The organism is Actinomadura luzonensis (genome assembly GCF_022664455.2).
GTDB lineage: Bacteria > Actinomycetota > Actinomycetes > Streptosporangiales > Streptosporangiaceae > Nonomuraea > Nonomuraea luzonensis.
This window is the reverse complement of the sequence record NZ_JAKRKC020000001.1, coordinates 5,607,675-5,630,874: the sequence shown is the minus strand read 5'-3', so window position 1 is coordinate 5,630,874 and position 23,200 is coordinate 5,607,675. Positions and strand designations below refer to the sequence as shown.

Sequence of the window (23,200 nt, the reverse complement as noted above, 5' to 3'; positions counted from 1 at the left end):
CAGTCGTCCGTCAGAGGGCAGAAGCACAGCAGACCGGATCAGGTGATGTCTAATAGCGATATCAGGTCTTGAAGCATTAGATTTCTGATATCACCGCAGGCCGCGCGGATTCCGCCACGGGAGCGGGCGCTTGGGTAGGGTCGGGGTATGCGACTCCACAAGAGCCGGTTCCTGTCCCTTGCCGCCTTCTCCGTCGTCGTCCTCGCAGCAGCCGGGTGCGGCGAGGTCAACCAGACCATCGACAAGGCCCAGGCGTGCCTGGAGGCGCCGAAGATCGTCACGGACCTGGGCGCGCAGATCACCAAGCTCACCGACGATCCCCAGGCCATGGACAAGGCGCTGGACGACGCCGCCGCCAAGCTCAACGACGTCGCCGACAAGGCCGCCAACACCACGCTCAAGGAGGCCTCCGACAACCTGGCCACCACGCTGAGCAACATCTCGGTGAAGGACGTCAACGACGCCGTGGACGCGGCCCAGAAGGTGGGCAAGGACTCGGCGGCCTACCTGGAGAAGGTCACGCAGGCCTGCACGAACTGAGGCGCGGCGCCGGGAACGACAATCCCGCCATCTCTAGGGGAAATGTGGACGAATTACCGTTTTCCCATGGAACCCGACCCGCGTTTCACCTTGGCCAACGAACGCACCTTCCTCACCTGGCTGAGCACGGCGCTGGCGCTCAGCGCGGGCGGGGTGGCCATGGCGGCGGTGCCGGCCGACGTGTTCGTGCCGTGGATCCGCACCACGCTGGCCGTCGTGCTCGTCACGCTCTCGGCCCTGGCGGCGGGCATGGCCTACCCGCGCTGGCGCAACATCCAGCGCGCCCTGCGCGCCCAGGCGCCGCTGCCCCCGCCCGCGCTGGCCGCCGTGTTCGGCTACGGCGTGGCGGCCGTGGCCGTCATCGCGCTCGTCCTCATCATCCTCGCGGCCTGAGCGGCGCACGCGATGACGGGGGCGGGGGCGGGCGCGGGGACGCCTGAGGAGGAGGTCTGGGACCGCGGCCTGCAGAGCGAGCGCACCCGGCTGGCCTGGGTGCGCACGGCCGTGGCGCTGGCCACCGGCGGGCTCGGCGCGGCCGGGCTGTGCGGCGGCGGCGGCCAGGGCGGCGCCCGCCGTGGCGGCGTTCGCGGTGGCCGCGTTCTGCGGCGGCCTGCTGCTGACCCGCACCCGGGCCCGCTACCGCAGGGTGCAGGCGGCGCTGCACGGCGGGCGGCCGCTCGACGCCGGCGCGGACGTGCTGCTCGCCTGGCTCGGCACGCTCTGCGTGGTCGCCGGCGCGGCGGCGTTCGTCTGGTCCCGCGCACTCTGAACAGCGCGTCCGCAAAGGCCCCGCGTCCTGGGAGAGGGGGCCGGTTTGCGGGAGCCGGGGACCAGGGCGGAGACTCGGAGTAAGGAGGTGACTCCGATGGAGGAAGAACGCAGAACCGTGCCCTTCGAGTGCCGCCGCTGCTGGCACGTCTGGGAGGAGGAGTACCTCGTCCGGCGCACCGAGGACGCCCACGGCAACGAGGCGACCCTCTGGCTGCGTCACGGGGTCGCGGTGCCGCCGCCCTCGCCCGGGACGATCTGCCCGAGGTGCGGCTGCCAGCAGGCCACCACGTTCCCCGAGGGCTATCTCCTGCACCACCCGGAGCTGATGCCGCCGGAGACGCCGGCCGTGCCCGATCCGACACCGTTGCTGAGCCCCGTCCCGAAACCGCTCTATTAGAGCTAACCTGACAGCAGGTGAGCATTCCCTAGCGTCCGGTGTCACAAGACCGTCTTGCCGGGATTGTGTAATCGGCCGGACACTGAGGGCGAACGGCGATCCGAGGCCGGGGGTGGTCTTCGTGCCCGACGGGTTCGAAACCCGTATGTCATGGCCTTACGAGTGCCTGCGCTGTCTGCACGTCTGGGAGGAGGACTTCCTGCTCCGCAGCCTCACGGACGTGCACGGCAACGAGACGCAGATCTGGCTGAGATCCGGCGTGTCGGTGCAGCCGCCCTGGTCGGGGTCGTGCTGCCCGGGCTGCGGCGCCTACGACGTCACCTCGTTCCCGTCCGGCTACCTGAGCCGCCATCCCGAGCTGATCGCGGCGCCGGACCCGGAGCCCGAGCCGGCGCCGCTGCTGGTGCCGGTCGCCGAGCCGCCGGGCAGAGCGCCCGCCGTGGAGCGGATCACCCTGCCCGGCCGGCTGCTGGTGGCGATCGGGGCGCCCGTCGCGTTATTCGTCGGCTACGAGTTCTACGCGACGGTGGTCGCGCCCGTGCACCACCACTGACCGGCTCACCCGCTGCTGAGGCTGTCCAGCCAGGCCTGGTGCAGGCCGGCGAAGCGGCCCGCGGCGGCGATCAGCCGGTCCGGCGGCCCGTCCTCGACGATCCGGCCGCGCTCCATGACCAGCACGCGGTCGGCGATCTCCACGGTGGAGAGCCGGTGCGCGATGATCAGCGCCGTGCGGTCGGCCAGGATGGTGCGCAGCGCCCGCTGCACCAGGCGCTCGCTGGGCACGTCCAGACTGGAGGTCGCCTCGTCCAGGATCAGCACCGCGGGGTCGGCCAGGAACGCCCGGGCGAACGCGACGAGCTGCCGCTGCCCGGCGGACATCCGCCCGCCGCGCTTGCCGACCTCGGTGTCGTAGCCGTCCGGCAGGCTGGAGATGAACTCGTGCGCGCCGATCGCCTTGGCGGCCTCGCGCACCTCCCGGTCGCCGGCCTGCGGCCGGCCGAACCTGATGTTGTCCGCGACCGTGCCGCTGAACAGGAAGTTCTCCTGCGTCACCATGACGACCGCCTGGCGGAGGGTGGGCTCGTCCAGGGTGCGCAGGTCCACGCCGTCGAGCAGCACCCGGCCCTCGGTGGGGTCGTAGAAGCGGGAGATGAGCTTGGCCAGCGTGGTCTTGCCCGCGCCGGTCGAGCCGACCAGCGCCACGGTCTGCCCGGCCGGCACCGTGAGGTCGAGGCCGGGCAGGATCGGCATCTCCTCGACGTAGGCGAACCTGACCTGCTCGAAGCGGATCCGGCCGCGCGCCCGGCCCTGCGGCAGCGGGGCGGGGTCGCGCGGCTCGGGCACCGACGGCTCCTCCTCCAGCACCCCGGACAGCTTCTCCAGGGCCGCGCCGGCCGACTGCAGCGTGTTGTAGAACTGGCTGACCTCCTGCATCGGCTCGTAGAACTGGCGCAGGTAGAGCAGGAACGCGGCCAGCACGCCGACCTTGACCTCGTCGTGCAGCGCCAGGTAGCCGCCGTAGAGCAGCACCCCGCCGACGGTCAGGTTGCCGATGAGCTTGATGCCGGTCATGAACGTCGCGCCCAGCTTCATGCCGCCGGCGTTGGCGTCGCGGTAGTCGTCGTTGAGCTGCTCGAAGATCTCCTGGTTGCGCGGCTCCCTGCGGAAGGCCTGCACCGCGCGGATGCCGGTCATCGACTCCACGAAGTGAACGATCACCAAGGCGACCGTCTCGCGGGTCCGCCGGTAGACGAGGGCCGACTGCCGGCGGAACCAGCGGGTGAACAGCAGCAGCAGCGGCAGCGGGACGAGCGCCATCAGGCCGAGCGGCAGGTCCAGCACCAGCAGCAGCACGGCCGTGCCGATCATCGTCAGCAGCGCCCGGACCAGCGCGTCGAAGCCGGACTGCAGCAGCTCGGCGATGTTCTCGATGTCGGAGGTCAGCCGCGAGATCACCCGGCCCGAGGTGTACTGCTCGTGGAAGCTCAGCGACAGGCGCTGGAAGTGGTCGAAGACCCGGCGGCGCAGCTCCAGCAGGATGCCCTGCCCGATCCGGCCCGACATGTTGAGGAACGCCTGCCGGGTGACCGCCTGCACGAGGGTCGCGGCCAGGATCACCCCGACCACGACCAGCAGGGTGGCCGGCCCCTCGCCGCGCGACAGGGGCGGGATGCCCTCGTCGATGCCGACCGAGACCAGGAACGGGATGGACAGCCCGGCCGCGCTCGACACCACGATCGTGGCCACGAGCAGCGCGATGCGCCTGCGGTAGGGCCGCAGCAGCGCGCCGAGCAGCCGCCGCGAGCGCTCCCGCAGCAGGACGGAGACCTTCTCCGGCAGCTCGTCCTGGTCCTCGGAGGCGACCCCGCGCCAGGACGCGCCCGCCGGCGGGCCGGACGACTGGGTGGCGGTGGTCATCGCAGCGCTCCTTCCGAGGCGTCGTCGAGGTCGGCGTCCTGGGCCAGCAGCTCGCGGTACTCGGGCACCTCGGCCAGCAGCTCGTGGTGCTGCCCGACGTGCGTGATCGTGCCGTCGCGCAGCAGCGCCACCTTGTCGGCCAGCAGCACGGTGGAGGCGCGGTGGGCGACCACGATGCCGGTGGCGTCGCGCAGCACGTGCCGCAGCGCCTCCTCCACCAGGGCCTCGGTCTCCACGTCGAGCGCGGACAGGGTGTCGTCGAGCACCAGCACGCGCGGCCTGCTGAGCACTGCCCGGGCCAGGGCCAGGCGCTGGCGCTGGCCGCCGGACAGCGACAGCCCCTGCTCGCCGATGCGGGTGTCGAGGCCCCACGGCAGGTCGTGGACGAACCCGGCCTGCGCGGTGCGGATCGCGTCCTCCAGCTCCTCCTCGGTGGCGTCGAGCCGGCCGAGCATGAGGTTCTCGCGCACGCTCATCGAGAACAGCGTCGGCTCCTCGAACGCCGTCGCCACCACGCTGCGCAGGGCGGCCAGCTCCAGGTCGCGCACGTCGTGCCCGTCGATCGTGACGCGGCCCTCGGTGGGGTCGAGCAGGCGGGGCACCAGCGCGGTCAGCGTGGTCTTGCCCGCGCCGGTCGGGCCGACGAGGGCGACGGTCTCGCCGGGCCGCACGTCCAGCCAGACGTCGCGCAGCACCGGGCGCTCGGCGCCGGGGAAGCGGAACCCGACGCCCTCGAAGCGCAGGTGGCCGCGCGGCCGCTCGATGGTCTCGGTGCCGCTCTCGATGGACGGGACGGTGTCCATGACCTCCATCAGGCGGTCGGCGGAGGTCATCGCCTCCTGGGCCATGGCCAGGAGGTAGCCGAGGCTCGCGATCGGCCACACGAGCTGGAGCATCAGCGTGGTGAAGGCGACCAGCGCGCCCAGCGTCAGCCCGCCCGCGCCGACCGCGAGCGCGCCGAGCAGCAGCGACAGGGCCAGCGTGACGTTGGGGATCACCTCGAGGAAGGTGAAGAAGCGGGCCGACAGGCGCACCTTGTCGAGCGAGGTGCCGTAGACCTTGAGCGCGGCGTCGTCGTAGCGGTCGTAGACGTGGTGGCGGCGGCCGAACGCCTTGATGGTGCGGATGCCGAGCGCGGACTCCTCGACGAGCGTGGCGAGGTCGCCCTGCTCGTCCTGGACCTGGCGGGAGACGCTGATGTAGCGCTTCTCGAAGCGCAGCGAGGTCCACACGATCGGCACGGCCGAGGCCAGCACCAGCAGCCCGAGCGGCCAGTACATGTTCAGCAGCAGCACGGTGACGGTGATGAGCTGCAGGATGTTCATGACCAGGAACAACATGCCGAAGCCGAGGAAGCGGCGGATGGTCGACAGGTCCGTGGTCGCCCGGGAGAGGAGCTGGCCCGACTGCCACTCGCCGTGGAAGCGCATGGGCAGGCGCTGCAGGTGCTCGTAGAGGTCGTCGCGGATGGCGGTCTCCAGGCCGAGCACCGGTTTGACCTGGGCCCACCGCCGCAGCCAGATCAGCAGCGCCTCGACCACGCCGACGCCGAGCGCGAGCAGCCCGAGGGGGAGCAGCGCGCCGGGGTCCTTGTGCTGGACGGGGCCGTCGATGACCTGTTTGCTGATGAGGGGGAGTGCCATGCCGGCGCCTATGCCGACGAGGGCCGACAGCCAGATGAAGACGAGTCTGCCGACGTACGGGCGGAGGTAGGACTTCATCCGCCACAGGGAGTTGGAGGACAGCAGGGGACGGCGAGGTACATACGTATCGGGAGGCATCCCTTCAAGGCTAATACTGGCGATCAACCCGTTTTTTGTGGCTCAGGGGTGCGTTTCACGTATGTGACGTGGGAAAACATGAAGGATCATGCACAATGGGCGGCGTAGAATCGAGCGTCATGATTTCCGATGCTGACCTCAAGCACCTGCGTCGCTGCGTCGAGCTGGCCGCCGAGGCGCTGGAGGAGGGCGACGAGCCCTTCGGCTCCGTCCTCGTCTCCGCCGCCGGTGAGATCCTGTTCGAGGACCACAACCGGGTGGCGGGCGGCGACCGCACCCGGCATCCGGAGTTCGAGCTGGCCCGCTGGTCGGCGGCCAACCTCACGCCCGCCGAGCGGGCCACGGCCACCGTCTACACCTCCGGCGAGCACTGCCCGATGTGCGCGGCCGCGCACGGCTGGGTCGGGCTCGGCCGCATCGTCTACGCCGCCTCCTCCGCCCAGCTCGCCGGCTGGCTGGCCGAGCTGGGCGTGCCCGCGCCGCCCGTCCGGCCGCTGCCGGTCGGCGAGGTCGTGCCCGGCGCGCGGGTGGACGGGCCGGTGCCCGAGCTGGCCGGCCCCGTCAGAGAGCTGCACCGCCGCTTCCACGGGGCTGCATAGCGTTTGACCTGCGGTTTGCCGTGCTCCTGGCACAGTCGGAGGCATGGGCGGCCGCCACTCCATCAGGGCCCGGATGACGATCGCGACGGTGATCGTCTTCGGGGTCGTGCTGCTGGCGGGCACGGTGGCGATCTCGCTGACGTACCCGGCGCGGGCCCGCGCCGACCTCTTCGTCCAGGCCGCCACCGCCAGCCGCCGCCTCACCATGCTCATCGACGACCGCCGCTTCACCGGCCCCATCCCCGCCCAGGGGCCGGTCACCCTGCTGCAGGTCGTGGACGAGCGCGGCCAGGTGCTCGCCGCCAGCGAGAGCCTGACCGGCCGGCCGGCCCTCACCGCGGCCCGGCCGCACGGCGGCGACTCGCGGGTGGACGATCGCGTGTGCCGGCCGCGCGGCTGCCTCGTCGTCGTGGGCACCAGCAACCGCGCCACCGCCTACGGGCCGGCGGTGGCCTACGCGGCGGTGCGGGAGCCGTACCTGCTGCGCTCGCCGCTCCTGCCGGTGCTGCTCTACGGCTCCGCCGCGCTGCTGCTGGCGCTGCTCGGCTGGGGCGCCTGGTACGGCACCGGCCGGGTGCTGGCCCCCGTCGAGCGCATCCGCCGCGACCTGCAGCGCATCAGCGCCGAGGACCTGACCCGCCGCGTCGAGGTGCCGCCCGCCCGGGACGAGGTCGCCGAGCTGGCCGGCACCGTCAACGACACCCTGGCCCGCCTGGAGGACGCCGTCGCCCGGCACCGCCGCTTCGTCTCCGACGCCTCCCACGAGCTGCGCTCCCCGATCACCGCGATGCTGGTGCGCCTGGAGGCGGGGCTGGAGGAACGCGACGAGGCCGACTGGCGGGCCGCGCTCGCCGACGCCCGCCGCCTGTCCGACATCGTCCAGGACCTGCTGCTGATGGCCCGCCTGGACGCCGCCGCCCCCGCCGGGCAGGAGGAGGACGTCGACCTCGGCCGGCTCGCCGCCGACGAGATCGAGCGCCGCGGCGGCCGCCTGCCGGTGACCGCCGACCTGCGGCCCGGGGTGGTCGTCCGCGGGAACCGGCTGCGCCTGGCCCGCCTGCTGACGAACCTGCTGTCCAACGCCGACCGCTACGGCGGGTCGCGGGTCAGCGTGCGGGTGCGGGCCGAGGACGGGCAGGCGGTGCTGGAGGTCCGCGACGACGGCCCCGGCATCCCCGAGGACATGCGCGAACGGGTCTTCGAACGCTTCACCCGCCTGGACCGCACCCGCTCGCGCGACAGCGGCGGCTCGGGCCTCGGCCTGCCCATCGCCCGCGACATCGCCCGCGCCCACGGCGGCACGCTGTCGGCCACGGACGGGCCCGGGGCCTGCCTCGTCCTCCGCCTGCCCCTGGCCCCTACCTGACGTCCGTGCCCAGGGCGATCGTCTCGGCCACCTCGGCGTGCCGCTCGGCCTCCTCCTCGGCGAAGCGCTCGGCGTCCAGCTTGTCGGCGATGTCCTCGTCCTGCCGCATGAGCGCGTCCAGCGACTGGCCGGCCATCTCCAGCACGCCCATGTCCGCGTACGCCTGCTGGAGCCGCGGGCTCCACAGCCCGATGTCCTTGACGCACGGCACGATCCTGCTGAACAGCAGTGAGCGGAACAGCCGCAGGTACTCCGAGTGCTCGGTCGCCTCCATCGCCTCGTCGACCTCGGCCGGCGACAGGCCCAGGTTCTCCCAGGTCTCCTCGCCGCGCAGCCGGTCGCGCATGAGGTAGCAGCCCTCGATGACGAAGTCCTCGCGCTCGCGCAGCTCCTGCTCCGACAGGTTGCGGTAGTAGTCGCGCAGCGCCATCCGGCCGAAGGCGACGTGCCGGGCCTCGTCCTGCATGACGTACGCGAGGATCTGCTTGGGCAGCGGCTTGGTCGTGATGTCGCGCATCACCCCGAACGCCGCCAGCGCCAGCCCCTCGATGAGCACCTGCATGCCGAGGTAGGGCATGTCCCAGCGGGAGTCGCTGAGCGTGCTGTCGAGCAGCGCCTTCAGGTGCTCGTTGATCGGGTAGGCGAGCCCCACCTTCTCCTGGAGGAAGCGGGCGTAGGTCTCGGCGTGGCGGGCCTCGTCCATGGTCTGGGTGGCCGCGTAGAACTTCGAGTCGAGGTCGGGCACCGACTCGACGATCTTGGCCGAGCAGATCATCGCGCCCTGCTCGCCGTGCAGGAACTGGGAGAACTGCCAGGCGGCGCCGTGCAGCCGCACCTCCTGGCGGGTCCGCTCGCTCATGCGCTCCCACAGCGGCGTGCCGTGGATGGCGATCGTCTGGTCGGGGACGCCGAGCACGTTGTACGGATCGACCTCGAGATCCCAGTCGATGCGCTTGACCGAGTCCCACTGCTTGTCCTTGCCCTTCTGGTACAGGGCCAGCATGCGGTCGCGGCCGTCGTCGTACTCCCAGGTGAACCGGCTGGCGCCGGACATCTCGACGTTCCAGGTGGAGAGGCCGGCGGGGATGGTGTAGAGATCGTGCGTCGACATCGGACCTCCGGGGGGAGACGTACACCGTACGTACTCCCGTGAGAGTTGCACGTACGGCGTACGGCGGTCAATAGAATGAGCCATGCCCACGGAGCCGCTCTCGCGAGGCCGGATCGTCGCCGCCGCCATCGACCTCATCGAGCGCGAGGGGGCCGACGCGATCTCGATGCGGCGCATCGCCGCCGAGCTGGGCGTCGGCGTGATGTCCCTGTACAACCACGTCCCCAGCAAGGACGCCCTGCTCAACGGCGTGGCCGAGGCGGTGCTCAGCGAGATCGAGTTCACCGACGACCCCGACGCCCACTGGGCCGACCGGGTGCGCACGCAGGCGCGGGCCTTCCGGCAGATCGCGAGCCACTACCCGCGCTCGACGATGCTGGTGGTCAGCAGGCAGCTCCACTCGGCCGCCGGCCTGCTGCCGGTCGAGCGGGCGCTCGCCACGCTGCGCAGCGCGGGCTTCGACGGGGCCGAGGCGGTCAGCATGCTGCGCGTGTTCATCGCCTACATCGTGGGGTCGCTGCTGCGCGAGGTCGGCGTGACGCCGGCGTTCGCGCCCGCGCACACCCGGACCATCTCGCCCGTCGGCGTGGACGCCGCGCTGTTCCCCGAGGTCAGCTCGCTGGCGTCGCTGCTCGACGAGTGCGACCACGAGGAGGAGTTCGAGTTCGGCCTGGAGATGCTCATCCAGGCGGCCGCCGCGCGGGCGGAGCGGGGGAGCGGGGAGCAGGGCAGCAGAGGGCAGGCGAGCAGGCAGCGGGGAAGCAGGGAGGGCACCCGCTGACCGGGCGCCCTCCCGGCCATCATCAGTACCAGTTGTGAGACCTCCAGTGGCCCCAGGCTCCGCACGGCCGGCCGTACCTGCCCTTGATGTAGGCCAGGCCCCACCGGATCTGCGTCTCCGGGTTGGACCGCCAGTCGCGGCCCGCGCCGCGCATCTTGCCGCCGGGCAGTGCCTGCGGGATGCCGTACGCGCCGGACGAGCGGTTGTAGGCGTGGTGGTTCCAGTTGCTCTCCCTGGTCCAGAGCTGGTCCAGGCAGCGGAACTCGGTGAGGTTCCATGACCGCTGGACCACGTGGTCCAGGGCGATCCTCTTGTTCCTGTTGGCCGGCTTGATGGCCGGGATGTCGGGTTGCGCGGATGTCGTCCACGTCCTGGTCCTGATCGGGGTCGGCGCCTCCGCCGCCCCCGCCCAGGCCGCGGGCGTGGTGATCGTGCTGAGCGCGGTGAGCGCCGTCAGGCTGATGAGCGTGCCGCTGAGTGCGCGCTTGCCGTCGCGTTTGGTGTCGCGTTTGCTGTCGCGTTTGCTGTCCAAGGCGATCCTTGCTGCCGGGCCGCGCGCGGACGGGCGCCCCGCTGACGGGGCGCCCTGCCGGTCCGCGTACGTGGCGCGCACGCGAAGGGTCCGCCGGCCCTCCGGGATCCTGCTTCCGCCCGATCGTGCTGGACGGCCCGGAGGGCACCGCGACGTGTCCTTTAGCACGATTCCTATTACGCGCTGTCACCGTGGGTCATACATCAGGACACGCGAAGGACAGGCCTTTGTGCGATCGTTGCGGATAAAAGGCCGCCTCGCTGGGGCGGTATTGCCGGGCCTGTCGTGATCCTGACGGCGGCTTGCCGTAAAAAGCGGCCAAGCCTGGGGTTTGGCTCAGTACCAGTTGTGGGACAGGAAGTGGCCCCACGCGCCGCACGGTGTGCCGTAGCGCTGCTTGATGTATCCGAGGCCCCATCTGATCTGGGTGCGGGGGTTCGTGCGCCAGTCGGCGCCTGAGGACGCCATCTTGTGGCCGGGGAGCGCCTGCGGGATGCCGTAGGCGCCGGAGCCGTTGCCGGCCCGGTGGTTCCAGCCGCTCTCCCGGGCCCAGAGCCGCTCCAGGCAGGCGAACTGGGCGATGTTCCAGCCTCGCGCGGCCACCATGGGCTTGGCGATCGACTTGTTCCTGCTGCTCGTGCTCGTCTGGGAGCTCTGCGCCTGTGCGGCCGAGGCGCCGCCTGCCGCCACCAGGGTGGCGGTCAGGACCAGGACGCCGGTACGGCGGAGCATGGGCATGGATTCCCTTTCGAAGGGGACATGGACCGCGCCACCCTGCCCGATAAGCACCATTCGTTGCGAATTGACCATGGAAAGGTAGATCGTTGGTAAAGATCCCGATAACGCATCGTTCAGCGGTTTTGTCGGGAGAATGAGAACTGCATCACATTTCTCGGGCCGGAGCTGCCGGCGCGGTTCTGTATCGTCGGATCATGAGCCTCAGCGACATCCCGCTCCGCACGCTCGCCGACGCCCCCACCACGCTCCGTGAGCTCACGGGGGGCCGGCCCGCCCTCATCGTCAACGTCGCCTCCCGCTGCGGGCTGACGCCGCAGTACAGCGGCCTGGTCAAGCTCCAGTCGCAGTACGGCCCGCGCGGCCTCACCGTCATCGGCGTGCCCTGCAACCAGTTCATGGGGCAGGAGCCGGGGTCGGCGGAGGAGATCCAGACCTTCTGCGCCACGACGTACGGGGTGGACTTCCCGCTCCTCGCCAAGACCGACGTCAACGGGCCCGGCCGGCACCCCCTCTACGCGGGGCTCACCGATCTGCCGGACGCGGACGGGCAGGCGGGCGACGTGCAGTGGAACTTCGAGAAGTTCCTGGTCGACGGGGACGGGCGGCCGGTCGCCCGGTTCCGCCCCGGCACCGAGCCCGAGGACCCGGCCGTGACCGGCGCCATCGACAAGCTCCTGGCCTGATCCCCGCCGGGGTTCGGGTAATCGGGCGGACACGGTACGCGATTTCCCGCGCGGGGTATCGATCTAGCGCACAGCCCGCCTGACGTCCCGCTAGGAGCCCTTGACCCATGACGACGAACCCGTACGCAGGATCCCCCTTCAGCTACGCCACCGAGCCCGCCGTCGCGCCGTACTCCATCGTGGAGCTGATGCCCGGCGTCCGCAACGCGCTCGAGTACCTGCGGCTGCAGGCCGGCGAGCGGGTGCTGCTGATGACGGAGCACACGGTCGACCCGGTCGTGGTGCAGGCGCTCGCCGCCGGGGCCGCGTTCCGGGACGCCGACGTGCGGATCCTGTCGGTGCCGCCGTTCAGCCCCGGCGGGTGGGACAGGGAGGCGCCGCTCGACATCGAGACGGCCGCCTTCCGCGAGGCCGACGTCGTCATCGCCGCGACGTGGTGGGGCGAGGTGCACACCGCGCCGCTGTTCTTCGACCAGATCAAGGCGCGCTCGTCGCGCTGGCTGTCGCTGCACATGACGGCCACCGCCGGCGCGCTGCTGACCGGCGGGCGGCTGCCGGCCGAGGTCTTCTACGTGCTCCTGCGCCTGACGCTGGAGCGGCTCTCGCCGGCCCGCGCGATCCGGGTGACCTCCGAGCGCGGCACCGACGTCACCTACTCCGGGTTCACCTTCGACCCCGACCCGGGCGCGATGCGGCCGGGCGACTGGCGGCCCTTCCCGTACGGGGGCGCCAACTTCTGGCCCACCGACACCGAGGGCGTGATCGTCATCGAGGAGTCCACGGTGACCGGCGTTCCGGAGGAACCGCTGCGCATCACGCTGGAGGGCAACCTGGTCCGCAAGATCGAGGGCGGCGTGGCGGCCGACCAGCTCCGCCGCTACGCCCCCGGCGGCTACTACATGCGCCACGGCCTGATCGGGCTCAACCCGAAGGTGCGGGTGGCGGGCGGCACGCAGTTCGAGCGCGAGAAGCACGCCGGCGCCTTCTACTGCGGCATCGACGGCCTGACCGGCGGCATGCCGGTCACCAGCGGGCCCGGGTTCGCGCACTGCGACATCCAGGTGGACCGGCCGACGATGGTGGTGGACGGCGAGCTGTTCATCGAGCGGGGCCGGCTGCTGCTGCTCGACCACCCGGAGGTGCGGGAGGTGGCCGCGCGGTTCGGCCCGCCCGAGGTGATCCTGGACGACAACCCGACGATGATCCTGCCGCGCCGCTACACCGCCGGGGGCGCGGAGCGGGGGGCGGTCAGCGGTGCGGGCCGCAGCTGCCCCTGATGATCAGCTCGGTCGGCAGCACCACCCCGCGCGCCCGGCGCCCGCCCGAGCGCAGCACCAGCTCGGCGGCCCGGTAGCCCATGTCGCGCCCCGGCTGGGCGATCACCGTCAGCGGCGGGGAGCAGAGCTCGGCCCACGGCACGTCGTCGTACATGATGAGCGACACGTCCCGCGGCACCCGCAGGTCCAGCTCGCGGGCGGCGAGCACGGCGGCCTCGCCGAGCACGTTGCCGCCGGCCACCACGGCCGACAGGTCGGGACGGCTCTGGAACAGCCCGGAGGCGGCGGCGTAGGCGGAGTCGCGGCTGCCGGTGGCGAAGACGACCAGCTCCTCGTCCACCGGCGCGCCCACCGCCTCGCGGAAGGCCGCGACCCGGCGGTCGTGCCCGGGGCCGCCGAGGAAGGCGATGCGCCGGTGCCCGAGGCCGCGCAGGTAGCGCACGGCGGTGCGGATGCCGGCCCGGTCGTCGGCCAGCACCGACGGCGCCTCGGGCGGGCGCGGGCGGGCGGCGGGGGACAGGCCGTCGAGGAGCATGAGGTCGCCGACCGCCGCCGCCCGCGGGTCCTCCTCGCCGGCCGCCGGGGCCGGCAGGCGGTCGGCGAAGACCACCGTCATGCCCGCCCGCGCCGCCGGCGCCCAGGTCTCGGCGTCGCCCGCCGGGACCGCGATCAGCCGGTCCACGCTCTGCTCCAGCAGCATGCCGATCAGCTCCGACTCCTGCTCGGGGTCGTCGCCGGTGGAGCCGATCACCACGGGCTCGCCGGCCGAGCGGGCGCAGGCGAGCACGCCCTCGGCGAGCTGGCCGTAGAAGGTGTCGGTGAGGTCGGGGACGAGCAGCCCCATGCCGCCGGTGCGGCGCTGGCGCAGGTTGCGGCCGAGCGCGCTCGGCCGGTAGTCGAGCTGCGCGGCGACGGCCAGCACGCGCTCCCTGGTGCGGGGGCTGGCCGAGCCGCCCGAGAGCACCCTGGACACGGTCGCGACGCCCACACCGGCCGCCTCGGCCACATCCTTGATCGTCGCCCGCCTTTCCATGGAAACGATTCCATCATGCTTTCCGCGGCAGGGGAAGCCGTGCGCGCCGACAACGGCTGGTCACGTTGGAACCCTTGACACGCATGTCCGTTTCGGGTGAGATGTTTGAAAACGTATCCACGTGAGTGGGGACACGGTACATCCGGGCCGCTGGTGCCCTGGAGCACGAAGGAATGTCATGGCATCCATCGTTCTGAGTAACGTCGACAAGATCTACGCCGGTGGCGTGAAGGCCGTGAACGGGCTCAACCTTGAGATCAAGGACGGCGAGTTCATGGTGCTGGTCGGTCCGTCCGGTTGCGGTAAGTCGACCGCGCTCCGGATGATCGCCGGCCTTGAGGACATCAGCGGGGGCGAGATCTCCATCGGCGACAAGGTGGTCAACCACCTGCCGCCCAAGGACCGCGACATCGCGATGGTCTTCCAGAACTACGCGCTCTACCCGCACATGACGGTCGAGGAGAACCTCGCCTTCGGCCTCAAGCTGCGCAAGATGCCGAAGCCGGAGATCCAGAAGCGGGTCAACGAGGCCGCCAAGATGCTCGGCCTGGAGCAGTACCTCAAGCGCAAGCCGGCCGCCCTGTCCGGTGGTCAGCGCCAGCGTGTCGCCATGGGCCGCGCCATCGTGCGTGAGCCGCAGGCCTTCCTCATGGACGAGCCGCTGTCCAACCTGGACGCCAAGCTGCGCGTCTCGATGCGCGCCTCGCTCAACCAGATGCACGAGCGCCTCGGCGTCACCACCGTGTACGTCACCCACGACCAGGTCGAGGCCATGACCCTCGGCGACCGCGTCTGCGTGCTCCGCGACGGCATCCTCCAGCAGGTGGACACCCCGCAGAACCTGTTCGACAAGCCGGTCAACCTGTTCGTGGCGGGCTTCATGGGCTCCCCCGCGATGAACTTCGTCACCGCCGAGCTGGTCCGCGACGGCGGCGCCGCGGTGGCCTTCGCCGGCTTCAAGCTGCCGATCCCCGACTCCACCTTCGCCGACAAGCCGGGCCTCGACCAGTACGTCGGCAAGAAGATCATCCTGGGCATCCGCCCGTCCGACTTCGAGGACGCCGTCTCGGCCGGCAGCCACGCCAGCAACGGCTGGGCCACCCTGCCGGTGCGCGCGGAGGTCACCGAGGAACTGGGCTCCGAGATCAACGTGCTGTTCCTCATCGACGCCCCGCCGGTCGAGCACAAGGACACCGTGGCCGCCGCCGACACCGGCGACGACGAGGAGGCGGCGCTGCCGCTGGCGGGCGACAAGTCCCTGTGGACCGCCCGCGTCAACGCCCGCAGCCACGCGCGCCCCGGCCAGAACATCGACCTGGTCGTCGACACGCACAACCTGCACTTCTTCGACCCGTCCTCGGGCCTGGCCATCGGTCACGAGGCCAACCGCTGAGCAGGGCTCCCGGCTTCTGGTTCCCGGCCGTGAGCGACGCTCACGGCCGTTGGGCCCCCACCGCGACCCCCTCCCGCGGCGGGGGCCCGCCCTTTTCCCGGGGCGGTGAGCTGGTGCGGGAGGCGGGTCAGCGGCCGATGCGCGAGGACACGTAGTGCTGCAGGCCGCGCGGCACCAGCCGGCCGAGCGCCACGATCGTCTTGTAGCGCACGTCGGGCACGGACACCCGCTTGCCCAGCGCCAGGTCGCGCAGGCCCTCCCGCACCACGTCGTCGGCCTTGAGCCAAAGGAAGCCCGGGATGCCCGCGGTGTCCATGCCGGCGCGCTGGTGGAACTCGGTGCGCACGAAGCCGGGGCACAGCGCCATGATCTTGATCCGCGGATCGCCGATATCGGCCGCGGCCGACTCGCTGAAGTTGACCACCCACGCCTTGGACGCGCTGTAGGTGCCCCGGCTGAAGAACGCCGCCACCGACGCCACGTTGACGATCGCGCCCCGCTCGCGCTCGCGCATGCCGGGCAGCGCCGCCAGGGTCAGCCGCAGCACCGCCTCGCAGTGCAGCTTGAGCATGCGCACCTCGTCGGCGGCCGGCACGTCGGGGAAGCGGCCGTGGTGGCCGAAACCGGCGTTGTTGACGAGCAGGTCGACGCCCTGGCGCACCCGCGCCTCGACCGCCGCGAGGCCCTCGTCCGTGGTCAGGTCGGCGGGCAGCGTCTCGACGTCGACGCCGTACCTGAGCTTGAGCTGGCCGGCGCTCTCGGCCAGGCGGGCCTCGTCGCGCGCGACCAGGACGAGCGAGAACGCCTCGGCGGCCAGGCGGCGGGCGAAGGCGGCGCCGAGCCCCGCGGTGGCGCCGGTGATCAGAGCGGTGGGCATGCCCGCAACCCTAACGCCTACGGGCCGGCGTGCTCGCCGTTGCCCGCGCCGGACCCGCCGGCCCGCTCGATCAGGCTCTCCACCTGGTCGTTGAGCCGCGAGCCGCGCGCCCAGCCGGCGTAGTGCGACAGGAAGACCACCACCTCGCGCAGCTCGGTCGCCGACAGGGCGCCCGTCCGCAGCGCGGCGTCGAGCTGGACCTCCGTCAGCTCGTCGAGCCCCTGCCCGACGAGCAGCCCGAGCAGGAGCAGCCGACGCTCCCTGACCGACAGGACCGTCCTCGCCCACACGTCGGCGAACTGGCGCTCGGCCATCATGCCGAAGGAGTCGACGATCTGCATTGCGGGTTCCGTCATGTCGCGCTCCGGGTGTCGGTAGGGATCCTCATATCTTTCGCCACTTCCTCAGTTGAACCAATGGGGTTGCATGAACGTTGTACGGAACGAGTGATCCCATGGCCCCGGCCTCGTTCTGATCTGTAACAAATCGAGCCAAGGGCCGGGCAAGATTTGGTCAAGATTTCTCACCGCGCATCGGGCTCATTACGCCTGAAAGCGGGCACAACAACTCCGTTGGTCCGTAAAGCGGAGGTAAGCCCTGGTGAAAAAGACACGGGCTTGGATCGCGCTCATGGTCGCGGTCACCTTGCTGTCTGCGTGCGGGCAGCCGGAGTTCACCTACGTCCGTGATCGTGACGGCACGACGTACTTCCGGGTGCCGTCCTCGTTCAAGCAGCTCGACGCCACTCCCATCGAGTTGTATCTGTCCGGCGACCACCCCGGCTCGCAGGCGGCGGCCCTGCGGGCGCAGCGGGTCTGGTCGACGGCCTTCGACCAGTCCGCGGATCCCAAGGCCGATCACCTGCTGGGCTCCCCGGAACCCTTCGTCTACGCCACCGTGCACCAGCTCACCGAGGAGCAGCGGGACGCGGTCTCCATCGACCGGCTGCGCGACTTCGTGCTCCCGGTCACCGAGCAGATGCGCGAGTACTACCTGCAGCAGACGGTGGCGGCCGGGCAACTGCCGGTCTTCAGGAACTTCGAGCTCCTCGACGACCAGGTGCTGACCCTCGACCACGGCGCCAAGGGCGTGCGGGTCCGCTACAACTACCAGATCGGCGACAACGTCCAGACGTTCGACCACACCGCCATCCTCGACGAGCAGGGCGACACGGTCTCCGTCCTGCTCCTCGGCTGCCAGGTCTCCTGCTACCGGCAGCGCGCCGGCGATTTCGACAAGATCGAGAGTTCGTTCAAGCTGCTCCGGCTGCCTGGATGAGGGAGCACCATTGACCATCACAGAACACCATGAAGGGCTGCGCGCGCCCGGCAGCGGGCCGTCCGACCCGGAATCCGTGACCAGGAAGAAGATGCAGTTCTGGGATCGGAGCAAGTTCCTCATCGCTCTGGTGCTGGCCTACCTCGTCCTGACGTGGAAGGTGATGGCCGACTACGAAGGCGTCGTCACCTTCCCCCAGGCCGCGCAGGCCATCGCCCGCGCCTACCAGTGGATCTTCTGGCTGCTCGGCGTCGAGGTGGTGCGGCAGCTCCACTTCCTCGTCTCCGAGCACTGGTCGGGCTACCACCGCTTCTGGAGCCAGAAGGTCTTCGGCGGCTTCGAGCGGTGGGCGCACCGGCGCTTCGACGACTGGACCCGCTACCGGCTCTCCCGCGCGCTGAAGATCGTCTTTCTCGTCGTGCTGGCGGCCCTCGTCCTGGGCGCGGTCCTGGACGTGCACCCGTTCGCCGCGCTCCTCCAGGCGCCCGCGCTGCTGTGGCAGGCGCTGCCGTTCTTCCTCCAGATCGTCTTCCTGTTCTTCTTCGTCATCATCCAGTTCGTCGGCCTGTTCTGGTTCCTGTCGCGGGGCGGCGTCGAGACGTACTTCCCCGACGACATCAAGACCCGCTTCAAGGACGTGTGGGGGCAGGACCACGTGGTCGAGCGGGTCCGGGAGAACATCGTCTTCCTGGAGCGGCCCGACGAGATCGAGCGGCGCGGCGGGTACGTGCCGAGCGGCCTGCTGCTGTGGGGCCCGCCCGGCACCGGCAAGACCCTCATGGCCGAGGCCGTGGCCGGCGAGACCGGCAAGCCGTACGTGTTCGTGGATCCGGGCGCGTTCACGAACATGTTCATGGGCATCGGCATCCTCAAGGTCAAGACCCTTTTCCGCAAGCTGCGCAAGCTCGCCCTGCGCTACGGCGGCGTCATCGTCTTCTTCGACGAGGCCGACTCGCTCGGCAAGCGCGGCCAGCTCGCCCAGCAGGGGCCCAACGTGCCGGGCGGCTTCTCCGCGACCGACACGCACGGCTGCCACGGCTTCAGCTACCTGTCCGAGTCCACCCGGCAGGTGCTCGCCTTCCGCGGCCGGCGCGAGGAGACGAAGGAGCCCGGCGGGATCAGCCGCTTCGTCATGGGCGGAGGCATGATGAACAGCGGCGACCCGGGCACCCTCCAGGCGCTGCTCACCGAGCTGTCCGGGCTGAAGAAGCCGCGCGGCTTCTTCAACCGGTTCGTGCGCCGGCTGCTCGGCATGCGGCCCAAGCCGCCGCCCAAGTACCGCATCCTCGTCATGATGGCCACCAACCGGCCCGACGCGCTGGACGAGGCCCTGCTGCGGCCGGGCCGCATCGACCGCATCTACAAGGTCGGCTACCCGTCCAAGGCCGGGCGGGTGCGCACCTACCAGGGCTACTTCGACAAGGTCTGGCACGAGCTGACGCCCGCGCAGATCGACAAGCTCGCCACCATCACCCCGTACGCCACCGGCGCCACGATCAAGGACCTGGTCAACGAGTCGCTGATCACCGCCATCAGGGACGGGCGCGAGGTCATCACCTGGTCGGACGTGCTGCGCGCCAAGCGGCTCAAGCAGCTCGGCCCGCCCGAGGACGTCGAGTACATCGAGCGCGAGCGGCACGCCGTCGCCGTGCACGAGGCGTGCCACGCCGTGGTGGCGTACGCGACCCGGTTCCACCTGGAGATCGACATCGCCACCATCGAGAAGGGCGCGGACTACCTCGGCATGGTCGCCTCGATCAAGCCCGAGGACCAGTTCACCCGGTGGAAGTCCGAGCACGAGGCGGACATCATGGTCTCCCTGGCCTCGCTGGCCGGCGAGCGCATGTTCTTCGGCGAGGACAACTCCTCCGGCGTCTCCGGAGACCTGTTCTCGGCGACGTACCTGACGGCCATGATGGAGTCGTACTGGGGCATGGGCTCCGGCGTCACCTCGCTGCCCGCGCTCCAGGAGCTGGAGATCATGGGCGGCAAGGCCATGCGCAAGCGCGCGCCCGGCGGCGCCGGCGGCATCGGCATCACCGAGCGGGAGCCGTCCCGCCGCGAGCCCGACCTCACCCCCGACGTGCTGGGGGAGCGGATCGAGTTCAACCTGGTGCGGCTGCTGGAGCAGACCGAGCGGCTGCTGCAGGAGCACCGCAGGGAGGTGCTGTGCGTGGCGCACGCGCTGGAGACGCACAAGACGCTCAACGGCGACGACGTCGTGGCGATCATCCGGCGCGAGCCCGGCCCGCTCATCGACGGCACCATTTACGCCTCCGACGAGCTGTACGAGGAGCTGGAGGAGTACCACCAGGAGGCGGCGCGGGCGCACCGGGAGCACAGCCGGGTCGAGCGCGAGCTGCCCGGCGCGGCCCGGGCCGCCGAGCCGGCGGCGGCCTTCGCCGGGAGCGCGGTGGCGACGGCCGTCCAGATCACGCCCCCGACCGGCCACCCGACCGGCCACCCGACCGGCCACCCGACCGGCCACCCGACCGGCCACCCGACCGGGCACTCCACCGGCTACCTGACCGGGCATCCGGCCGGGCCGCCGGACTCCTCCACCGCCGTCCCGCTCCCGCCGCCGCCCGGGCAGTCGTCCGGGCCGCCGGTGACCGCCGGCCAGCCGCCGGCGGTCACCGGCCCGCCGGCGATGATGGTGCCGGTGCCGGTGCCGGTGCCGGTGCCGGGGGCGGCCGTGCCCGAGCCGGCCGACCGGCCGGAGTTCGTGCCGTGGGCGCCCGGCCCCTCGTCGGCGCCCGTGCCGATCGTGGTCGAGGCGGAGGCCGCGCCGCCCCCGCTCACGCCCCCGTCGCGGCCGCGGCGCGGGGCGGGCCGGGTCTGGCTGGTCCTGGCCAGCCTGCTCGGCCTGGTGGTGCTGTCGATCATCGCCGCGCTGGCGGTGACGGGCGCCGGCGGCAACCTGCTGAACGCGGGCGGCTCCGGCCTCGCCTCGCCGGGGCTGCTGCTCCTGCTGTTCGTGGTGATCGTCGCGGTCATCGTGGGCGGCGGGCTGGCGCTGGTCGCGGTCAGGGGCGTGCGCGCCGCCCAGGCCAAGGCCGAACGCGAGCGGGACGAGGCGCACGCGAGGGCCCAGCTCCTCGCCGCGGCCATGGACCCGGACACCGCGCTGCGGCTGCTCGGCTACGACGGCAACGGCAACGGCAACGGGCGCGACAGCCGCTCCTGACAGCCGCGCCTGAAGCCGCGCCTGGAGCCGCGTCCGCGAGCACGGGGGAGCACGGCCGGCGGGGTCAGCCCGTCCGGTCGTGCTCCTCGTGCACCCGGCGCAGCAGCGCCATCAGCCGCTCCTCCTCGCGGATGCGCCGCCGGTGCTTGTCCGGCAGCGCCCGCAGCTCCCGCTCCTTCGCGCACACCTTGGCGAACAGCTCCTCGCGCAGCCCGGGGTCGTGCTCGACCTCCAGGTACTCCTGGGCGTGCCGGCGCGCGGCCGAGACGGCGTTCTGGGCCCGCCCCTTCGGGCTGGCCAGCGAGGCGACCACGGTGACCAGCAGCACGCCGACGATCACCGACAGGGACAGCCCCGTGCTGATCTCGGCGACCGGCACCGGCTCGCCCTCGTTGATGAACGGCACGTTGTTCTCGTGCAGCGCGTGCAGGACCAGCTTGACCCCGATGAAGCCCAGGATGACGGCCAGCCCGTAGGTCAGGTAGATCAGCCGGTCGAGCAGGTCGTCGATGAGGAAGTAGAGCTGGCGCAGGCCCAGCAGCGAGAACGCGGTGGCGGTGAAGACGATGTAGACGTCCTGCGTCAGGCCGAAGATGGCCGGGATCGAGTCCAGCGCGAACAGGATGTCGGTGCCGCCGATGGCGATCATGACGAGCAGCATCGGCGTCATCGCCCGCCGCCCGTCCCTGACGGTGAAGAGCTTGTCGCCGTCGTAGGTGTCGGTGGCCGGGAAGACCCGGCGGGCCAGGCGGACCATCAGGTTGTCCGGCGAGTGGCTCTCCTCGCTCTCGGGCTTGAGCAGGTTGCCCGCGGTGACCAGCAGGATCAGGCCGAACAGGTAGAACACCCAGGCGAAGGTGTTGATGAGCGCCGCGCCGACCAGGATGAACAGGCTCCGCGCGAGCAACGAGAACACGATGCCGAACAGCAGCGCCTTCTGCTGGTCGGCGCGCGGCACCTTGAAGCTCGACATGATGACGAGGAAGACGAAGAGGTTGTCCACCGACAGCGCCTTCTCCGTCACGTAACCGGCGAAGTACTCCGTGCCGGGCTCGGCGCCGCCGAGCAGCCACACGCCGGCGCCGAAGGCGAGGGCGATGCCGACGTACAGGGCCGACCAGAGGGACGCCTCGCGCAGCGTGGGCACGTGCGCCTTGCGCACGTGGAAGACGAAGTCGAACAGCAGCAGGGCGACGATCCCGGCGATCGTGAGCCACCAGACCAGCGGCGAGACGCTCATGGGTAACGTGTGTCCCACCGGTGACGGGTTATGCCTGCTCCGGCCTCCAGGTATGGGCCGGCCGATTAACACGGCGTTCACATTCGGGCAAAAAGCGGGAAACGGCCGTCCGGAAGACTCGGCGTGGCTGAGAGAGACCGTGAAAGGACCGCCGTGAGCTACAAGGCTGAGTACATCTGGATCGACGGCACCGAGCCCACCGCTCTGCTGCGCTCGAAGACCAAGATCCTGGCCGACGGGGCCGAGCCGCCGGTCTGGGGCTTCGATGGCTCCAGCACCAACCAGGCGGAGGGCCACTCGTCGGACCGTGTGCTCCGCCCGGTCTTCACCTGCCCCGACCCGATCCGCGGCGGCGCCAACGTGCTCGTCCTGTGCGAGGTCGAGGAGATCAACGGCGACCCGCACGCCAGCAACACCCGCGCCCTGCTGCGCCCGATCGCCGAGCAGTTCGCCGCTCAGGAGCCGTGGTTCGGCATCGAGCAGGAGTACACCTTCTTCAAGGGCAGCCGCCCGCTCGGCTTCCCCGAGGGCGGCTTCCCCGCCCCGCAGGGCCACTACTACTGCGGCGTGGGCGCCGAGGCCGTCTTCGGCCGCGAGATCGTCGAGCTGCACCTCGACCGCTGCCTGGCCGCCGGCCTGAAGATCTCCGGCATCAACGCCGAGGTCATGCCCGGCCAGTGGGAGTTCCAGGTCGGCCCGGCGGGCCCCCTGGAGGTCGCCGACCACCTGTGGGTCGCCCGCTACCTGCTCTACCGGACGGCCGAGGAGTTCGGCGTGGAGGCCACCCTCGACGCCAAGCCCGCCCGCGGCGACTGGAACGGCGCCGGCGCGCACACCAACTTCTCCACCAAGGCCATGCGCGAGAGCTACGAGCCGATCATCACCGCCTGCGAGGCGCTCGGCGAGGGCGACAAGCCGATGGAGCACGTCACCCAGTACGGCGCCGACATCGAGCTGCGCCTGACCGGCCACCACGAGACCGCCCCGTGGAACAAGTACAGCTACGGCGTGTCCAACCGCGGCGCGTCGGTGCGCATCCCGTGGCAGGTCGAGGTGGACAAGAAGGGCTACATCGAGGACCGCCGCCCGAACGCCAACGTCGACCCGTACGTGGTCACCCGCCTGCTGGTGAACACCTGCTGCTCGGCGCTGGAGAAGGCCGGCCAGGTCTGACCGACCGACAGAGAAGGGGCCCGCG

The 23,200-nt window shown here is 71.2% G+C and carries 23 protein-coding genes and 1 pseudogene; 15 read left to right on the top strand and 9 right to left on the bottom strand.

The window, feature by feature from the left end; all coding sequences use genetic code 11:
- Nucleotides 1-147 precede the first annotated feature (147 nt).
- The 6 genes and pseudogenes from MF672_RS26735 to MF672_RS26710 all read left to right on the top strand — a co-directional run bounded on the left by MF672_RS26735 (nt 148) and on the right by MF672_RS26710 (nt 2,261).
- A complete protein-coding gene (locus MF672_RS26735; RefSeq protein WP_242374981.1) occupies nt 148-540 on the top strand; it encodes a DUF8711 family protein in 393 nt (130 codons plus the stop codon).
- Nucleotides 541-606: 66 nt separating this feature from the next.
- Nucleotides 607-933 (top strand): YidH family protein, encoded by a 327-nt coding sequence (locus tag MF672_RS26730; protein WP_242374980.1) that lies wholly within the window; start codon nt 607-609, stop codon nt 931-933.
- A 12-nt stretch (nt 934-945) separates the two neighbouring features.
- Nucleotides 946-1,053, top strand: a pseudogene (locus tag MF672_RS26725) (DUF202 domain-containing protein); the annotation flags it as partial.
- Between the two features lie 61 nt (nt 1,054-1,114).
- The gene (locus tag MF672_RS26720; RefSeq protein WP_247815505.1) at nt 1,115-1,309 is read left to right on the top strand and encodes a hypothetical protein; all 195 of its coding nucleotides are present in this window, start codon (nt 1,115-1,117) and stop codon (nt 1,307-1,309) included.
- A gap of 96 nt (nt 1,310-1,405) precedes the next feature.
- Complete coding sequence (locus MF672_RS26715) at nt 1,406-1,708, top strand: hypothetical protein (RefSeq protein ID WP_242374978.1); 303 nt, start codon at nt 1,406-1,408, stop codon at nt 1,706-1,708.
- Nucleotides 1,709-1,853: 145 nt separating this feature from the next.
- The gene (locus MF672_RS26710; protein WP_242374977.1) at nt 1,854-2,261 is read left to right on the top strand and encodes a hypothetical protein; all 408 of its coding nucleotides are present in this window, start codon (nt 1,854-1,856) and stop codon (nt 2,259-2,261) included.
- Nucleotides 2,262-2,266: 5 nt separating this feature from the next.
- Here the strand turns inward: MF672_RS26710 and MF672_RS26705 are convergent, their stop codons facing one another.
- Both MF672_RS26705 and MF672_RS26700 read right to left on the bottom strand, forming a co-directional pair.
- Nucleotides 2,267-4,126, bottom strand: a complete 1,860-nt coding sequence (locus tag MF672_RS26705) for an ABC transporter ATP-binding protein (protein WP_242374976.1) — start codon at nt 4,124-4,126, stop codon at nt 2,267-2,269.
- Nucleotides 4,123-5,847, bottom strand: coding sequence for an ABC transporter ATP-binding protein (locus MF672_RS26700; protein ID WP_242374975.1), 1,725 nt, complete (start codon nt 5,845-5,847; stop codon nt 4,123-4,125). The genes MF672_RS26705 and MF672_RS26700 overlap by 4 nt, the downstream gene beginning before the upstream one ends.
- A 179-nt stretch (nt 5,848-6,026) precedes the next feature.
- Between MF672_RS26700 and MF672_RS26695 the strand changes: the two genes are divergently transcribed.
- Together MF672_RS26695 and MF672_RS26690 are read left to right on the top strand one after the other, a co-directional pair.
- Nucleotides 6,027-6,506 (top strand): nucleoside deaminase, encoded by a 480-nt coding sequence (locus MF672_RS26695; RefSeq protein ID WP_242374974.1) that lies wholly within the window; start codon nt 6,027-6,029, stop codon nt 6,504-6,506.
- Between the two features lie 43 nt (nt 6,507-6,549).
- The gene (locus MF672_RS26690) at nt 6,550-7,872 is read left to right on the top strand and encodes a sensor histidine kinase (RefSeq protein ID WP_242374973.1); all 1,323 of its coding nucleotides are present in this window, start codon (nt 6,550-6,552) and stop codon (nt 7,870-7,872) included.
- On the opposite strand, the gene MF672_RS26685 is transcribed toward MF672_RS26690, so the two are convergent.
- Entirely contained in the window at nt 7,865-8,983 is a 1,119-nt protein-coding gene (locus MF672_RS26685; RefSeq protein WP_242374972.1) for a ferritin-like domain-containing protein, read from the bottom strand. The genes MF672_RS26690 and MF672_RS26685 overlap by 8 nt on opposite strands.
- Nucleotides 8,984-9,065: 82 nt before the next feature.
- On the opposite strand from MF672_RS26685, the gene MF672_RS26680 reads away from it, so the two are divergent.
- Nucleotides 9,066-9,764, top strand: coding sequence for a TetR/AcrR family transcriptional regulator (locus MF672_RS26680; protein WP_242374971.1), 699 nt, complete (start codon nt 9,066-9,068; stop codon nt 9,762-9,764).
- A 22-nt stretch (nt 9,765-9,786) separates the two neighbouring features.
- Here the strand turns inward: MF672_RS26680 and MF672_RS26675 are convergent, their stop codons facing one another.
- Both MF672_RS26675 and MF672_RS26670 read right to left on the bottom strand, forming a co-directional pair.
- Nucleotides 9,787-10,296: an aggregation-promoting factor C-terminal-like domain-containing protein gene (locus tag MF672_RS26675; RefSeq protein ID WP_242374970.1), complete on the bottom strand. Its 510-nt coding sequence runs from the start codon at nt 10,294-10,296 to the stop codon at nt 9,787-9,789.
- A 336-nt stretch (nt 10,297-10,632) separates the two neighbouring features.
- Nucleotides 10,633-11,028 (bottom strand): aggregation-promoting factor C-terminal-like domain-containing protein, encoded by a 396-nt coding sequence (locus MF672_RS26670; protein ID WP_308210518.1) that lies wholly within the window; start codon nt 11,026-11,028, stop codon nt 10,633-10,635.
- Nucleotides 11,029-11,228: 200 nt separating this feature from the next.
- On the opposite strand from MF672_RS26670, the gene MF672_RS26665 reads away from it, so the two are divergent.
- Together MF672_RS26665 and MF672_RS26660 are read left to right on the top strand one after the other, a co-directional pair.
- Complete coding sequence (locus tag MF672_RS26665) at nt 11,229-11,717, top strand: glutathione peroxidase (protein ID WP_242374969.1); 489 nt, start codon at nt 11,229-11,231, stop codon at nt 11,715-11,717.
- A gap of 107 nt (nt 11,718-11,824) precedes the next feature.
- The gene (locus MF672_RS26660; protein ID WP_242374968.1) at nt 11,825-12,994 is read left to right on the top strand and encodes a 2,5-dihydroxypyridine 5,6-dioxygenase NicX family protein; all 1,170 of its coding nucleotides are present in this window, start codon (nt 11,825-11,827) and stop codon (nt 12,992-12,994) included.
- Here MF672_RS26660 and MF672_RS26655 read toward each other — a convergent pair.
- Entirely contained in the window at nt 12,966-14,027 is a 1,062-nt protein-coding gene (locus MF672_RS26655; protein ID WP_242374967.1) for a LacI family DNA-binding transcriptional regulator, read from the bottom strand. The two genes, MF672_RS26660 and MF672_RS26655, sit on opposite strands and share 29 nt — an antisense overlap.
- A gap of 178 nt (nt 14,028-14,205) precedes the next feature.
- On the opposite strand from MF672_RS26655, the gene MF672_RS26650 reads away from it, so the two are divergent.
- Nucleotides 14,206-15,420 carry an ABC transporter ATP-binding protein gene (locus MF672_RS26650; protein WP_242374966.1) on the top strand — a complete coding sequence of 405 codons (1,215 nt, stop codon included), beginning with the start codon at nt 14,206-14,208 and terminating at the stop codon, nt 15,418-15,420.
- Nucleotides 15,421-15,547: 127 nt separating this feature from the next.
- On the opposite strand, the gene MF672_RS26645 is transcribed toward MF672_RS26650, so the two are convergent.
- Both MF672_RS26645 and MF672_RS26640 read right to left on the bottom strand, forming a co-directional pair.
- Nucleotides 15,548-16,297 carry an SDR family NAD(P)-dependent oxidoreductase gene (locus MF672_RS26645; RefSeq protein ID WP_242374965.1) on the bottom strand — a complete coding sequence of 250 codons (750 nt, stop codon included), beginning with the start codon at nt 16,295-16,297 and terminating at the stop codon, nt 15,548-15,550.
- A 17-nt stretch (nt 16,298-16,314) separates the two neighbouring features.
- On the bottom strand, nt 16,315-16,653 hold the full coding sequence (locus MF672_RS26640; RefSeq protein WP_242374964.1) for a carboxymuconolactone decarboxylase family protein: 339 nt from the start codon (nt 16,651-16,653) through the stop codon (nt 16,315-16,317).
- A 274-nt stretch (nt 16,654-16,927) separates the two neighbouring features.
- Between MF672_RS26640 and MF672_RS26635 the strand changes: the two genes are divergently transcribed.
- Nucleotides 16,928-17,575: a hypothetical protein gene (locus MF672_RS26635; RefSeq protein WP_242374963.1), complete on the top strand. Its 648-nt coding sequence runs from the start codon at nt 16,928-16,930 to the stop codon at nt 17,573-17,575.
- 10 nt (nt 17,576-17,585) lie between these two features.
- On the top strand, nt 17,586-20,762 hold the full coding sequence (locus MF672_RS26630; RefSeq protein WP_247815450.1) for an AAA family ATPase: 3,177 nt from the start codon (nt 17,586-17,588) through the stop codon (nt 20,760-20,762).
- A gap of 64 nt (nt 20,763-20,826) precedes the next feature.
- On the opposite strand, the gene MF672_RS26625 is transcribed toward MF672_RS26630, so the two are convergent.
- The gene (locus MF672_RS26625) at nt 20,827-22,002 is read right to left on the bottom strand and encodes a TerC family protein (RefSeq protein ID WP_242383842.1); all 1,176 of its coding nucleotides are present in this window, start codon (nt 22,000-22,002) and stop codon (nt 20,827-20,829) included.
- 153 nt (nt 22,003-22,155) lie between these two features.
- Here MF672_RS26625 and glnII point away from each other — a divergent pair, with 153 nt between their 5' ends.
- Nucleotides 22,156-23,175: a glutamine synthetase gene (glnII, locus tag MF672_RS26620; protein WP_242383841.1), complete on the top strand. Its 1,020-nt coding sequence runs from the start codon at nt 22,156-22,158 to the stop codon at nt 23,173-23,175.
- Nucleotides 23,176-23,200 lie beyond the last annotated feature (25 nt).